The sequence below is a fragment of the Bordetella genomosp. 4 genome (genome assembly GCF_002261185.1).
GTDB lineage: Bacteria > Pseudomonadota > Gammaproteobacteria > Burkholderiales > Burkholderiaceae_B > Bordetella_A.
This window is the reverse complement of sequence record NZ_NEVQ01000001.1, coordinates 130,604-143,280: the sequence shown is the minus strand read 5'-3', so window position 1 is coordinate 143,280 and position 12,677 is coordinate 130,604. Positions and strand designations below refer to the sequence as shown.

Annotated in this window: 12 protein-coding genes; 4 read left to right on the top strand and 8 right to left on the bottom strand. The window is 59.0% G+C overall.

What is annotated here, in order from left to right:
• Positions 1-50: 50 nt before the first annotated feature.
• The 3 genes from gyrB to dnaA all read right to left on the bottom strand — a co-directional run bounded on the left by gyrB (position 51) and on the right by dnaA (position 5,176).
• A complete protein-coding gene (gene gyrB / locus CAL20_RS00690; RefSeq protein WP_094823985.1) occupies positions 51-2,504 on the bottom strand; it encodes a DNA topoisomerase (ATP-hydrolyzing) subunit B in 2,454 nt (817 codons plus the stop codon).
• Positions 2,505-2,600: 96 nt separating this feature from the next.
• A complete protein-coding gene (dnaN, locus tag CAL20_RS00685) occupies positions 2,601-3,710 on the bottom strand; it encodes a DNA polymerase III subunit beta (RefSeq protein ID WP_176456632.1) in 1,110 nt (369 codons plus the stop codon).
• 2 nt (positions 3,711-3,712) lie between these two features.
• Entirely contained in the window at positions 3,713-5,176 is a 1,464-nt protein-coding gene (gene dnaA / locus CAL20_RS00680) for a chromosomal replication initiator protein DnaA (protein WP_094823983.1), read from the bottom strand.
• A gap of 279 nt (positions 5,177-5,455) precedes the next feature.
• Between dnaA and rpmH the strand changes: the two genes are divergently transcribed.
• From rpmH to yidC, 4 genes are all read left to right on the top strand, one after another.
• Positions 5,456-5,590, top strand: a complete 135-nt coding sequence (gene rpmH / locus CAL20_RS00675) for a 50S ribosomal protein L34 (protein ID WP_003800771.1) — start codon at positions 5,456-5,458, stop codon at positions 5,588-5,590.
• A 48-nt stretch (positions 5,591-5,638) separates the two neighbouring features.
• Complete coding sequence (locus tag CAL20_RS00670; RefSeq protein ID WP_094823982.1) at positions 5,639-6,019, top strand: ribonuclease P protein component; 381 nt, start codon at positions 5,639-5,641, stop codon at positions 6,017-6,019.
• A gap of 4 nt (positions 6,020-6,023) precedes the next feature.
• Positions 6,024-6,296, top strand: coding sequence for a membrane protein insertion efficiency factor YidD (gene yidD, locus CAL20_RS00665; protein WP_094823981.1), 273 nt, complete (start codon positions 6,024-6,026; stop codon positions 6,294-6,296).
• A 61-nt stretch (positions 6,297-6,357) separates the two neighbouring features.
• Positions 6,358-8,052 carry a membrane protein insertase YidC gene (gene yidC / locus CAL20_RS00660; RefSeq protein WP_094823980.1) on the top strand — a complete coding sequence of 565 codons (1,695 nt, stop codon included), beginning with the start codon at positions 6,358-6,360 and terminating at the stop codon, positions 8,050-8,052.
• Positions 8,053-8,120: 68 nt separating this feature from the next.
• Here yidC and CAL20_RS00655 read toward each other — a convergent pair whose 3' ends face one another.
• The 5 genes from CAL20_RS00655 to CAL20_RS00635 all read right to left on the bottom strand — a co-directional run bounded on the left by CAL20_RS00655 (position 8,121) and on the right by CAL20_RS00635 (position 12,670).
• The gene (locus CAL20_RS00655; RefSeq protein ID WP_094823979.1) at positions 8,121-8,612 is read right to left on the bottom strand and encodes a low affinity iron permease family protein; all 492 of its coding nucleotides are present in this window, start codon (positions 8,610-8,612) and stop codon (positions 8,121-8,123) included.
• A gap of 49 nt (positions 8,613-8,661) precedes the next feature.
• Positions 8,662-9,747: a calcium:proton antiporter gene (locus CAL20_RS00650; RefSeq protein ID WP_094823978.1), complete on the bottom strand. Its 1,086-nt coding sequence runs from the start codon at positions 9,745-9,747 to the stop codon at positions 8,662-8,664.
• A gap of 103 nt (positions 9,748-9,850) precedes the next feature.
• On the bottom strand, positions 9,851-10,726 hold the full coding sequence (locus CAL20_RS00645) for an ABC transporter permease (RefSeq protein WP_094823977.1): 876 nt from the start codon (positions 10,724-10,726) through the stop codon (positions 9,851-9,853).
• Positions 10,727-10,816: 90 nt separating this feature from the next.
• On the bottom strand, positions 10,817-11,629 hold the full coding sequence (locus tag CAL20_RS00640; protein ID WP_094823976.1) for an ABC transporter ATP-binding protein: 813 nt from the start codon (positions 11,627-11,629) through the stop codon (positions 10,817-10,819).
• Positions 11,630-12,670 carry an ABC transporter substrate-binding protein gene (locus CAL20_RS00635; protein WP_373558256.1) on the bottom strand — a complete coding sequence of 347 codons (1,041 nt, stop codon included), beginning with the start codon at positions 12,668-12,670 and terminating at the stop codon, positions 11,630-11,632. It abuts the gene before it with no gap.
• Between the last annotated feature and the right edge of the window lie 7 nt (positions 12,671-12,677).

Below are 12,677 nucleotides of genomic sequence, written 5' to 3'. Positions count from 1 at the left end.
AATCGGAATGCCGCTGAGGAAACACTAGACTCCCATCAGCGTCATCCTCATCACGCATCAATATTCGACGCCGACAACGCATGCGTTTCAATAAACGCACGGCGCGGTTCGACATCATCGCCCATCAAGGTCGTAAACACCTCATCGGCCGCGATCGCGTCTTCGATCTTCACGCGCAGCAGACGGCGGACTTTGGGATCCATCGTGGTTTCCCACAATTGGTCTGGGTTCATCTCACCCAGGCCTTTGTAGCGCTGCTTCGAAATACCGCGTTCGGCTTCGCTGCGCAGCCATTGCATGACCTCGCGGAAATCCGATACGAACTGCTCTTTGCGCTTGTCGCCTTCGCCCCGCGCTACCAGTGCGCCCGCGCCGATCAAGCCCATGAAGGTCTTGGCCGATTTGGCCAGCACTGCATAATCCGCGCCCTGCACGAAGTCTGCGTCAATGACACTGACCCGCACATTACCGTGATGCATGCGACGTACCATCAGACGATATTGCTCGTGCGCTTCGTCGAACTCGGCGCTGACTTCCACACCGTTGCCAGCGACCGCGCCACGCAATGCTTCGGTCAAACGTTGTGCCGATGCGTTGGCGGCATCAGCCGAGGACAAATCGATTTCCACGCCTTCTGCCATCGCCGACAAGGCGTCCACATCGAACAGCCGCGACAAACGAGCGATCACAGCATCGGCCAGCACGTATTGACGCGCGAGCTCTGCCAGCGCTTCTCCGGCAATCGGTGCGGCGCCTTGCGAAGGCGTCAGCTGCGCGTCTTTCAACGCCAACTGCAGCATGAATTGCGCTTCTTCCTGGTCGTCTTTCAGATAGCGCTCTTCGCGGCCGACCTTGACCTTGTAGAGCGGCGGTTGCGCAATGTACACGTAACCACGCTCGATCAACTCAGGCATCTGGCGATACAAGAGCGTCAAGAGCAGCGTGCGAATGTGTGCGCCGTCAACGTCCGCGTCGGTCATGATGATGAGGCGGTGATAACGCAGTTTTTCCACGTTGAAATCCGGCCCGATGCTCGTACCCAATGCCGTGATCAAGGTCGCGATCTGTTCGCTGGCAATCAGACGGTCAAAGCGCGCCTTTTCGACGTTGAGCACCTTGCCGCGCAGTGGCAAGATGGCCTGGAATTTACGGTCGCGGCCTTGCTTGGCCGAGCCGCCTGCCGAGTCACCCTCGACGATGTACAGCTCGCACAAGGCGGGATCTTTTTCCTGGCAATCGGCGAGTTTGCCGGGCAGTCCAGCGCCCTCGAGCACGCTCTTGCGGCGCGTCATCTCACGCGCTTTACGAGCGGCTTCGCGCGCGCGTGCAGCCTCGATGATCTTGCCGCACAGGGCTTTCGCGTCATTGGGGTTTTCCAATAACCAGCTTTCCAGCGTACGTGCGACGGCTTCTTCGACAGCGGGACGGACCTCGCTGGACACGAGCTTGTCTTTGGTCTGGCTGCTGAACTTGGGCTCGGGCACCTTGACCGACAACACGCAGGCCAGGCCCTCGCGCATATCGTCGCCCGAGGTTTCGACCTTGGCTTTCTTGGCCAATTCGTTGTCGGCGATGTACTTGTTGATGATGCGCGTCATGGCTGCGCGCAGACCCGTCATATGGGTACCGCCATCACGCTGCGGGATGTTGTTGGTAAAGCACAGCACGGTTTCGCTGTACGAGTCGTTCCATTGCATCGCGACTTCGACACCGACCGGCACACCACCGGCGCTGGACTCGGCCGTCACAGCGAAGACGTTCGGATGCAGCACGGTTTTGGAACGATTGATGTATTCCACAAAACCACGCACGCCGCCGGAAAACGCGAAGTTTTCCTCTTTGCCCTGACGCTGGTCGATCAAACGGATCTTCACACCGTTATTCAGGAACGACAGCTCGCGCAAGCGCTTGGACAGGATCTCGTAGTGATATTCAATGTTGTTGAAGATGATCGGGTCGGCCAGGAAACGGACTTCCGTTCCGCGCTTGTCCGTCGTACCGGTCACCGCCAAGGGCGCCACGCGCTCGCCTTGGCGAAACTCCATCTGATGCACTTCGCCATTGCGGCGAATCGTCAAACGCAGCCACTCCGACAAGGCGTTCACGCACGACACACCCACACCGTGCAGGCCGCCGGACACCTTGTACGAGTTCTGGTCGAACTTGCCGCCCGCGTGCAACTCGGTCATGACGATTTCGGCGGCACTGCGGCCAAACTCATCGTCTTTGTGCACATCGGTAGGAATGCCACGACCGTTATCAGAGACGGAAATTGAGTTATCCGTATGGATGGTCACCACGATGTCGTCGCAATAACCCGCCAAGGCTTCGTCGATGGCGTTATCCACCACCTCGAACACCATATGATGCAAGCCCGTGCCGTCGGAGGTGTCGCCGATGTACATGCCCGGGCGTTTGCGTACGGCCTCCAGCCCTTTGAGCATCTTGATCGAATCGGCACCATAGCCGGTGTTCTCGGGATTGCTGTTCTGCTGATCTGACATGTTTATATCGCTAACACTTCAAAAAACGGCCTTGCGGCCAGAGCGCGGCGGGCGGTAGAGCTACGCGCCCCCGCGGCATCAACCCATGGATGAAAATTAAATTCGCATGGGCATGACGACGTACTTGAACTGGTCGTCATCGGGCAAGGTGAGCAACGCCGACGCATTGGCATCGGGCATCACCGACCACTGAATGTTTTCAGCCTTGACGTTGGACAACACGTCCAACAGATAGCTGACATTGAAACCGACATCCAAGGGCTCATGGCCGTAGTCGATATCGAGTTCTTCCTGGGCTTCTTCTTGTTCCGCGTTGGAAGAAGAAATCTTCATCAGGTTTTGCGCCAACTGCAGGCGTACGCCCTTGAATTTATCCGTCGTCAAAATCGCCGCACGTTGCAAGCTGCCTTGCAGTGCCTCGCGGCTGATGATGAACTGGCGCGTGTAGTTCGACGGAATCACTCGCGTGAAATCAGGGAACTTGCCTTCGACCAGCTTGGACACGAGTTCGACTTCGCCGAAACGGAAGCGAATCTGGCCCGGCGCCACGTCGATAGATACCGGCTCGTCCGAATCCTCGAGCAGGCGCTGCATTTCCAGCACGGTCTTGCGCGGCACGATGACCTCGTGACGCTGGGCAATGCCCTCGGCCTCGGTCGCGCAATGCGCCAGACGGTGGCCATCGGTCGCCACCGCGCGTACGCAGCCGGCTTCGAATACCAGCAACATGCCGTTCAGGTAATAGCGAATGTCCTGCTGCGCCATGGCAAAGTGGACCATGTTCAGCAAATGACGCAAGGTACGCTGCGGCAGCGTCAGCGACACATCCCATTTCTCGGGCTGAGCCACCGTGGGAAACTCGCTGGCAGCCAGCGTTTGCAAAGCAAAGCGGCTCTTTGCCGATTGCACCGACAGCTTGTTGCTGGCCAATGCCAGTTTTACCTCGCCCGTATCGGGCAGCGCCTTCAAGATGTCCAGCAGCTTGCGCGCGGCCACCGTCGTGGACTCGTTGTCCTGCCCCACACCAAAATCCGCGTGCGTGGTGATTTGCACTTCTAGATCGGTGGCAATGAAAGCAACCTTGCTGCCTTCTTTGCGCATGAGGATGTTCGCGAGGATGGGCAGGGTATGGCGTCTTTCGACGATTCCCGCCACTGTCGACAGCGGTTTCAGCAATGCATCGCGCGTGGTTTGTACGAGTTGCATGTTCATCCTTTTAGAGTTTGTTCCAACACGTGCAGGGTATGGTTCAGCTCTGCCTGCTTGGCGCGGGCATCAGAGATCTTGCGCACTGCGTGCAGCACGGTCGTGTGATCACGGCCGCCGAACAGATCGCCGATTTCGGGCAGGCTCTTTTGGGTTAGCTCCTTGGCCAGGTACATCGCGACCTGACGCGGCAAAGCAATATTGGCCGGCCGCCGTTTCGAATACATGTCGGCGACCTTGATTTTGTAGAAATCCGCCACGGTTTTCTGGATATTTTCCACCGTGATCTGGCCATTCGATACGGACAGCAGGTCTTTGAGTGCTTCTTTGCACACATCGACCGACACCACATCGCGCCCGTGAAAACGGGCATAGGCCAGGACTTTGCGCAAGGCGCCTTCGAGCTCGCGCACGTTGCTGCGCAAGTGTTTGGCGATAAAGAAGGCGACTTCTTCAGGCATTGGCACGCCTTCGGATTCGGCCTTGCGCAGCAGAATGGCCACGCGCATTTCCAGCTCGGGCGGCTCGATCGCCACCGTCAGGCCGGAATCAAAGCGCGAAATCAAACGGCTGTCGATGCCCGCCAATTCCTTGGGGTAGGTATCGCTGGTGATGATGATCTGCTTGCGCTGCGCCACCATCGCCTCGAACGCATAGAAGAATTCTTCTTGCGTGCGGCTTTTGCCCGAGAAAAACTGAATATCGTCGATCAGCAGCAGGTCCAGCGAGTGGTAGTAGCGCTTGAAGTCGTCAAACGCCTTGCGCTGATAGGCCTTGACCACGTCAGACACATACTGGTCCGCATGGACATAGCGTACGCGCACGCCCGTGCCCGCCGCCACCATGGCGTTGCCAATGGAGTGAATGAGGTGAGTCTTGCCCAGTCCTACGCCACCGTACAAAAACAGCGGGTTATAGGAAATGCCGGGATTTTCAGCCACCTGCAATGCCGCCGCGCGGGCCAATTGATTGGCCTTGCCGGTGACAAAGTTTTCAAAGGTCAAATCGGTGTTCAGGCGCGAACGTTCGTACACCACACCGGCAGCATCGGCCTGCATCGCAGCCGCCACATTGACAGCAGGTGCGGCAGGAACAGGCGTAACAGCCGCTGGGGCTGGCGGCGCCGCCGCGGCAATCGCGGCGCCGACCGCGACTGGGCCCGGCGGTGCGGCGCTGGGCGCCGGCGCCCGGGGGGCGGTCGGAATACGGGCTGCCGCGCCATTGGCGGGCAATTCGAACGCCACCTGTACCGGCCGCTGAAACCATTCAGCCGCCAATGCCTCGATCTGGTGAGAAAAGTTCTTGCGCACCCAATCCAGCTTGAAGCGGTTGGGTGCGGCTACGCGCAACACTGCCTGCGTTTCGTCGTACGCAAGCGGTACCAGCGGCCGTATCCAGGCGCTGATTTGCTGAGGGGGGAGTTCCTGCTCTAGACGACTGACGCAGGTCTGCCAGAATTCTTTCATGTCGCTCTTATTCAAACCTCGATTCTACCTTGGTTAGGGGTAGGTTATCCACAGGCTATTCTGGTCCCTTCACTGTTCCTTTGCCGTAACTGTTTGACAAAGCAGAGAAAACTTGCTGAAATGATGGGCTTTTCCGAATTCTGTCTGTCAGAAGGTTCTTTTTACTACGCCTGAGAGGCCCCGCGCCCCTTAGCCATTATGTAGGCCAACGCACTATGCACTGGTCAGGAACCCGTCGGGCAGGTCCCTTCTGACTTTTGTTCTTTTTGTGGATCGTCCATGAAACGCACCTACCAACCTTCAGTTACCCGCCGCAAGCGTACCCACGGCTTTCGCGTGCGCATGAAAACCCGCGGCGGCCGTGCCGTGCTGAACGCTCGCCGCGCCAAGGGCCGCAAGCGCCTGGCCGTCTAAGGTCAGCACCGGGTCTGTTGCGTTTCACGCATCGACCACTGGTTGTTCATGCCGCGCGCCACGCTTCCTCCAGAGGCGCGGCTGCATCGCCCCTCTGAGTTTGCTGTCGCCCTGAAAGGCCGACGGCTGGCCCGAGGGGCTTTCTTCATTCTCAGTGCCGCCGCGCCCAGTGGCTTGCCCCCGGGTCAGGCGGCTCAGGCACGTCTGGGCATGGTCATCGCCAAACGCTTCGCCGCGCATGCGTCGACGCGCAACGCACTCAAGCGAGTCATTCGCGAGGCCTTCCGGCATTGCCGGCTGCAGCTGCCCCCTCAGGACTACGTGTTGCGCCTGCACGGCAAGGTCGCACCGATGTCCCTTACGGCACTGAAACGGCTCGCTCGCACCGAAGTGGACGCTCACTTTGCCCGAGTCAAGCCACGGGAATGACGCCATGCTCAAAGCCTTGCTTATTGCGCCCATCCGGTTTTACCGCTTTTTTCTCAGCCCCTGGCTGGGGCGGCAATGCCGGTTCACGCCGACGTGTTCGGCCTATGCGATCGAGGCGATTGAACAACACGGCGCCTGGCGTGGTCTATGGTTAGCGGCGCGCCGTATCGGCCGCTGCCACCCCTGGTCACCAGGCGGACACGACCCGGTACCGCCTTCGCACCACCCCGATGGGGCCTCATGTTGCGCGCATCACCGCCGCACTGATCCCAATTGACGCTAAACTTGCGGGTTTGCCGCTCCGATTTTGGCCGGCCCGCATACCTACCGTAGGCACCATGGATATCCGACGAACCATCCTGTGGATGATTTTTTCCTTCTCGCTGTTGCTTCTGTGGAACAACTGGCAAGTCCATAGCGGCAAACCGTCGCTTTTCGGGACGCCTCCCGCTTCCTCCAGCGCAGAATCATCCACCAACGGCGCGCAAGCCAGCGCCAACGGACAGGCTGCGACACCGTCGGTGCCTAGCGCGCCTGCTGCCGCTGCGCCCAGCACGGTTCCTGGCGCGACGCCCACGCAGGCTCCCGCCCGCGCGGAGCAGGTCGTCATCACGACCGACGTGCTGCGTCTGACTTTCGATACCGCAGGCGCCCAGCTGGTTCGGGCCGAGCTGCTGAAATACCCGACCGCGGGCCAGCCCAACAAGCCCACCGTACTGCTGGATCGCTCTCCCGAGCTGACCTATGTCGTGCAATCCGGCTTGGTCGGTGCGCCTAATGGCCAGAGCTTTCCTAATCACCAGACGCCGTTCCGTCTGACCTCCACCGAGCGCGAGCTAACGGGCGACACCCTGAACGTCTCCTTCGAAGCCGAGTCCGGTGGTCTGAAAGTCACCAAGACCTACACGCTGCACCGCGGCCGCTACGACATCGATGTCCAGCATGCGCTGAACAACGTCTCCGGCCAGGCACTGTCGCCCTCGCTGTACCTGCAGCTCGAGCGTGACGGCAATGATCCGGCTGACACGTCCAGTTTCTATCACACGTTCACCGGCGTCGCGGTCTACTCCGAACAAGAGAAATTCCAGAAAGTCACCTTCTCGGATATCGCCAAACAGAAGGGCACCTACATCAAGCAGGCCGACAACGGCTGGCTGGCGATTGTTCAGCATTATTTTGCGACCGCCTGGATCCCGCCGGAAGGCAAAGCCCGTACGAACGAGCTCCTGCAGGTCCAACCTAATTTGTACGCGGCTCGCAGCATCGAAGCCGTCGGTACGGTCCAGCCCGGCGCGACGACCCAGGTCGATTCGCACCTGTGGGTCGGTCCCCAGGACCAAAAAGCCATGGCCGCATTGGCGCCCGGGCTCGATACCGTGGTGGACTATGGTTGGTTGAGCATCATCGCCAAGCCGCTGTTCGCGCTGTTGACCTGGTTGCATGGCCTGCTGGGCAACTGGGGCTGGGCCATTGTTGCGCTGACCGTCATCATCAAAGCGGTCTTTTTCCCGCTGGCTGCAGCCAGCTACCGCTCGATGGCGCGGATGAAACAAGTCGCGCCCCGTCTGCAGGCCCTGAAAGAAAAGTACGGCGACGATCGCCAGAAACTCAATCAGGCCATGATGGAGATGTATCGCACCGAAAAAATCAACCCCCTGGGCGGCTGCCTGCCCATGGTGGTACAGATCCCTGTGTTCATCGCCTTGTACTGGGTGCTGTTGGCCAGCGTCGAAATGCGCGGCGCGCCTTGGATCCTGTGGGTGCATGATCTGTCGGTACGTGATCCGTACTTCATCCTGCCCGCAGTGATGATGGCCACGATGTTCCTGCAGATCAAACTGAACCCCACGCCGCCGGACCCCATCCAGGCCAAAGTCATGATGATCATGCCTCTGGTATTCGGTGGGATGATGTTCTTCTTCCCGGCGGGTCTGGTGTTGTACTGGTGCGTCAACAACACGCTGTCGATTGCACAGCAGTGGACGATTACGCGCGGTATCGAGCGTAAAGCTGCCGAGGCGGCTAGCCGCTGAGGTCTGGCCTAGGCAAAAGCCCCCGCGGTGCCACACAGGCCCGCGGGGGCTTTTGTCATGAGTCCGCGTTATTCCGGATCCTTGAGCTTGCGTGCGGCCTTGGCCAACCGGCGATACCGTTCGGCAATCTCGTTGATTTCGTCTTCTTCCATGTCTTCGATGTCAACCAATTGGTCGCTGGCTCCTTTCAATGCCCTCAGCAATTCATCCAGCTTGACGTGTAAGGCGCGGCTGTCCTTGTTCTGATTTTGCTGGATCAAAAAGACCATCAGAAACGTAATGATGGTAGTTCCCGTGTTGACCACCAATTGCCATACTTCGGAAAATCCGGCCCATGGGCCGGCTAGCGCCCATATCAAAATGATCAATACCGCACAACCGAAGGCCCAGGGAGAGCCTGTCGCCCGGGCAACAGCGCTGGCGAAATGATCGAATAGGCGGGCCATCCTCGACTGCGAGGACCCGCCTGGCTGACGTCCATGCGCACGCGCAGCAGAATTGCGAGTAGCGCGGTCAGCCTCGGTGTCACGCTGTTCAGCCGTTTTGGTTTTCTGGTTCATGGCATGCTCCTCTGCAATAGCGGAAAACCGGAGCCCGCCAAGGTGCTTGCTACAAACCCAAGGCGGACAGCATCAAGAACGTAGCGAATAAAGCAAAGTGGGTCATACCCTCGATGGCATTGGTTTGACCGTCGTTCAGATTGATGGCGGTCACCACCAGCGTCACCAGCACCATCATGGTCTGGATCGGCGTCATGGCCATCTCGAAGGGCTGGCCGGTATATAGCGCCAGCGCCTCCATCAGGGGCACGGTAAGAATGACCGTCGACAAGGACGCCCCCAGGGCGATATTCACGACCGACTGCATGCGATTGGCCAATGCCGCCCGCAGCGCTGTCAGGATTTCCGGGCTGGCTGAGATCAGTGCCACCACCAAGGCAGGAAAAGCCGGCGGAACGTCGACATGTTCGAGCGATACGTTCAACGACTGGGCCATGACCTCTGACAGGGCGCCGATGATCACCACGCCTGCTACCAACAGTCCCACCGACCATAACGTATCCGGACCACGCGGCGGCGGCGTGGCTGATCGACGCCGTTTTTCGGGATAGGCATAGCTGAAAAAATAACTGTGCGGTCCTGTCTGCATGCGTAGAAACACTGCATACAGCATGATCATGATGAAAATCGTGAAACCTGAATAAAGATGCCAGCGATCGCGCGGAACGAACTCCGGCATGATCATGGAAATCGCCATGGCCGTGAGGATCATCACTGTATAAACCCGGCCCGAGTCGTCGTTGTATGACTGTTCGCCATGTTTGATACCGCCCATCAGCGCCGCCAGGCCGAGGATGCCATTGATATCGAGCATGACCGCCGCATAGATGGTGTCGCGCACCAGAGTAGGCGAGGTGTCGTGCGACATCACGATGCCCAGCACAACCACCTCTACCAACACGGCTGACAGGGTCAGCACCATCGTCCCATAGGGGTCGCCCAGCCGATGCGCCAGCTGCTCGGCATGAAAGGCCACACGCTGCGACGCGCAAATGATGGCAATCACTAAGAGAGCGGTAGCGACGGCTGCAGTAGCGGCCCCATGAGCGGTCAACCGCTCGCCTGCAGCGTAGGCAATAATCACGGCGACGACAGCCAGCAGCAGCAGCTTTTCCTGCTTCAGTAGTGCTTGCATGAAATTTCCCCGGGTTGATACGGCAGCTTACCCCTGGGATAGTATTGTGCTTAATCATGACCGCCCACAGCAAATCGCATGCCTGGGCCGTCCGCAAGCTGAGCTAGCGTTGCATGCCCCAGCGCCGCACTGTGACGCGCTCCAAGGTGTCGAACACGAGATTCTCGACGGCCAGCCCTATCAGTACCACCGCGGCCAAGCCAGCAAACACGCGATCGGTATAGAGCTCGTTGCGGTTCTGGAATATGTACCAGCCCAGTCCGCCTTTACCGCTAGAGGCGCCAAACACCAGTTCCGCCGCAATCAGCGTGCGCCAGGCAAAGGCCCAGCCGATACGCAATCCAGCCAGGATCGCAGGCAGCGCCGCAGGAATCAGAATACCCAGGACATACCTCGGTCCCTTCAGACCATAATTGCGCCCGGCCATGCGCAACGTTTCCGGCACCGCCTGAAATCCCGAATAAATATTCAAGGCCAGCGCCCACAGCACCGAATGAATCAGCACGAACACCAGGCTGCCTTCGCCCAGGCCGAACCACAACAGCGCCAGAGGCAGCAAAGCAATCGCCGGCAAAGGATTGAACATGGCCGTCAGGGTCGACAGGATATCCCGTCCAACACGCGTCGACACGGCCAAGGTGGTCAGCAGGAATGCCAACACAATGCCTGCAACATAGCCCTTTAAAAGCACGGCCAGCGATTGAAACGCACGGGCCGGCAGCTCGCCATCGATCATGCCCTGTGCAAAGGCCTGAGCCGTCTGCCACGCGCCCGGCAACAGCAAATCATTGTCGGTATAGCGCGCAGCAGCCTCCCATAGCAGGGCCAACACCAATAAGATCAGCGTCTTGCGAAATGCCGCATGTTGCCGCAGCCGCTCAAACCAGGATAGAGGGGTTTCTGCCGTTAATCCCGGCAGAGGAGGCAAGACATATTCAACTTCGGGGCGCACGACGGCGCCATCCGCACGAAGCGTCATGGCAGATTCCTTTTATCCAAAACAGTGCAGGCCCATCACGCCTGCATATAGCGCCTTGCAGCCGGCAAGCCGTCGACACGGTCTCGTGGATCAGGCAGCACGCCGCTGCGTTTGATGCTCGGCATGCAGATGTGAGGGCACATCAAACAACAGGTCGTGAATACGCTGTGTGGCCGTTTGAAATGCCGCCGAACCCTGGCTATGCAACGCAAATTGGTGAGCGTTCAGTTCGGCGCGCACGCGCCCCGGATGCGGGGATAACAGCAGTATCCGATTGCCCAGCACCAGCGCTTCCTCGATGGAATGCGTCACGAACAACAGCGTGAAATTGGCTTCTTCCCACAGAGCTTGCAGCTCTTCTTGCATCTTGCGACGCGTTAACGCATCGAGCGCCGCAAAGGGTTCGTCCATCAACAAAACTCGCGGCTGCATGGCCAGCGCACGCGCAATGGCTACGCGCTGCTTCATCCCGCCCGACAGCGTATGTGGATAGGCATCGGCAAACGCCGTCAACCCTACCTTGTCCAGGTAATGCAATGCGCGCTCGCGTGCCTCGGCGCGGCCCAGTTTGCGCGTGGCGATCAACGGAAACGCGACGTTGTGCAGCACTGTTTTCCAGGGAGGTAATTGATCGAACTCCTGGAACACGACAATGCGATCAGGCCCCGGGCCCGAGACAGCCTTGCCGTCCAACAGTATCTGCCCGGCTGCCGGCGGCACAAAGCCTGCGATCGCTTTGAGCAACGTCGATTTCCCGCACCCCGATGCGCCCAACAGAATATAGCGATCGCCGTCATACACATCGAAACTGACTTCGTGCGTCGCGCGCACGCGGCGCTGCGGTGTCTTGTATTCCAGAGTCAGGTCACGAACCTGCAGCAACGGAGCGGGGGCGGTAGACATTCAGCTTCCCTCGCCTATGGCGGGATCTTCGAAGAAATAATCACGCCAGCTCACAGGCGCATTCTTTATCGCGCCGATCTGATGCATGAATTTTGCCAGGCCCAACGTATTGTTCGGCTGCAGCGTGAATTTCACATCGGGATTCGTGATGACCTTGACCAGAAAATCGCGATCCAGCTTGGCGCCTGTGACGCGGATGTAGGTATCGGCTGCCTCTTGCGGATGGGCCGTCACGTATGTCGCAGCCTCTTGCAGCGCTTGGAGAAAGGCACGATACGTCTTGGGGCTGTCGTTGCGGAATTTTTCTGTCGCGAACAACACAGTCGATGACGCCGGACCACCCAAAACGTCGTACGAGTTCAGCACGATATGCGCCTTGGGGTTTTCAGCCAGCTCCTGGTCTTGAAAAGGCGGATTGCCGAAATGGGCCGAGATCTCCGTTCCACCGGAGATGATGGCCGCCGTCGCATCAGGATGCGGCACTGCGACCGAGATCGCATCCAGCTTGGCATATTGATCATTACCCCATTGCTTGGCCGACGCCAACTGCAATACGCGCGATTGCACTGACACTCCCACCGCGGGCACCGCGATACGGTCCTTGTCGGTAAAGTCTGCAATGCTTTTTACGGCAGGGTTGTTCGACACCAGGTAATACGGAAAATTTCCCAGTGATGCCACGCCTTTGACGTTCTGCCGGCCATGCGTGCGGTCCCAGATCGTCAGCAGCGGACCCACGCCCGCCGCAGCAATATCCACACCGCCCGAGAGCAGCGCATCGTTGACCGCCGCGCCGCCCGATAATTTGACCCAATCGACTTTGATGTCTACGCCGGCTGCCTTGCCGTGCTTCTCAATCAGCTGCTGATCACGTGCGACATTCAACAGCAGATACACCACGCCATACTGCTCGGCGATCCGCAGGCGGCCTTCCTCCGCCACCGCAGGAGTGGGCGACACGAGCGCCATGATCGCGATTGCGACGGCAAGCAAGCCTGCACCGACGGCACGGCCCACATGTTGTTTGAAAATATGAGTCATGGGCATA

Bases quoted from the DNA above. Each gene is read 5' to 3' on its own strand.
- gyrB (WP_094823985.1), bottom strand. From the start codon at position 2,504: ATGTCAGATCAGCAGAACAGCAATCCCGAGAACACCGGCTATGGTGCC.
- dnaN (WP_176456632.1), bottom strand. From the start codon at position 3,710: ATGCAACTCGTACAAACCACGCGCGATGCATTGCTGAAACCGCTGTCG.
- dnaA (WP_094823983.1), bottom strand. From the start codon at position 5,176: ATGAAAGAATTCTGGCAGACCTGCGTCAGTCGTCTAGAGCAGGAACTC.
- rpmH (WP_003800771.1), top strand. From the start codon at position 5,456: ATGAAACGCACCTACCAACCTTCAGTTACCCGCCGCAAGCGTACCCAC.
- CAL20_RS00670 (WP_094823982.1), top strand. From the start codon at position 5,639: ATGCCGCGCGCCACGCTTCCTCCAGAGGCGCGGCTGCATCGCCCCTCT.
- yidD (WP_094823981.1), top strand. From the start codon at position 6,024: ATGCTCAAAGCCTTGCTTATTGCGCCCATCCGGTTTTACCGCTTTTTT.
- yidC (WP_094823980.1), top strand. From the start codon at position 6,358: ATGGATATCCGACGAACCATCCTGTGGATGATTTTTTCCTTCTCGCTG.
- CAL20_RS00655 (WP_094823979.1), bottom strand. From the start codon at position 8,612: ATGAACCAGAAAACCAAAACGGCTGAACAGCGTGACACCGAGGCTGAC.
- CAL20_RS00650 (WP_094823978.1), bottom strand. From the start codon at position 9,747: ATGCAAGCACTACTGAAGCAGGAAAAGCTGCTGCTGCTGGCTGTCGTC.
- CAL20_RS00645 (WP_094823977.1), bottom strand. From the start codon at position 10,726: ATGACGCTTCGTGCGGATGGCGCCGTCGTGCGCCCCGAAGTTGAATAT.
- CAL20_RS00640 (WP_094823976.1), bottom strand. From the start codon at position 11,629: ATGTCTACCGCCCCCGCTCCGTTGCTGCAGGTTCGTGACCTGACTCTG.
- CAL20_RS00635 (WP_373558256.1), bottom strand. From the start codon at position 12,670: ATGACTCATATTTTCAAACAACATGTGGGCCGTGCCGTCGGTGCAGGC.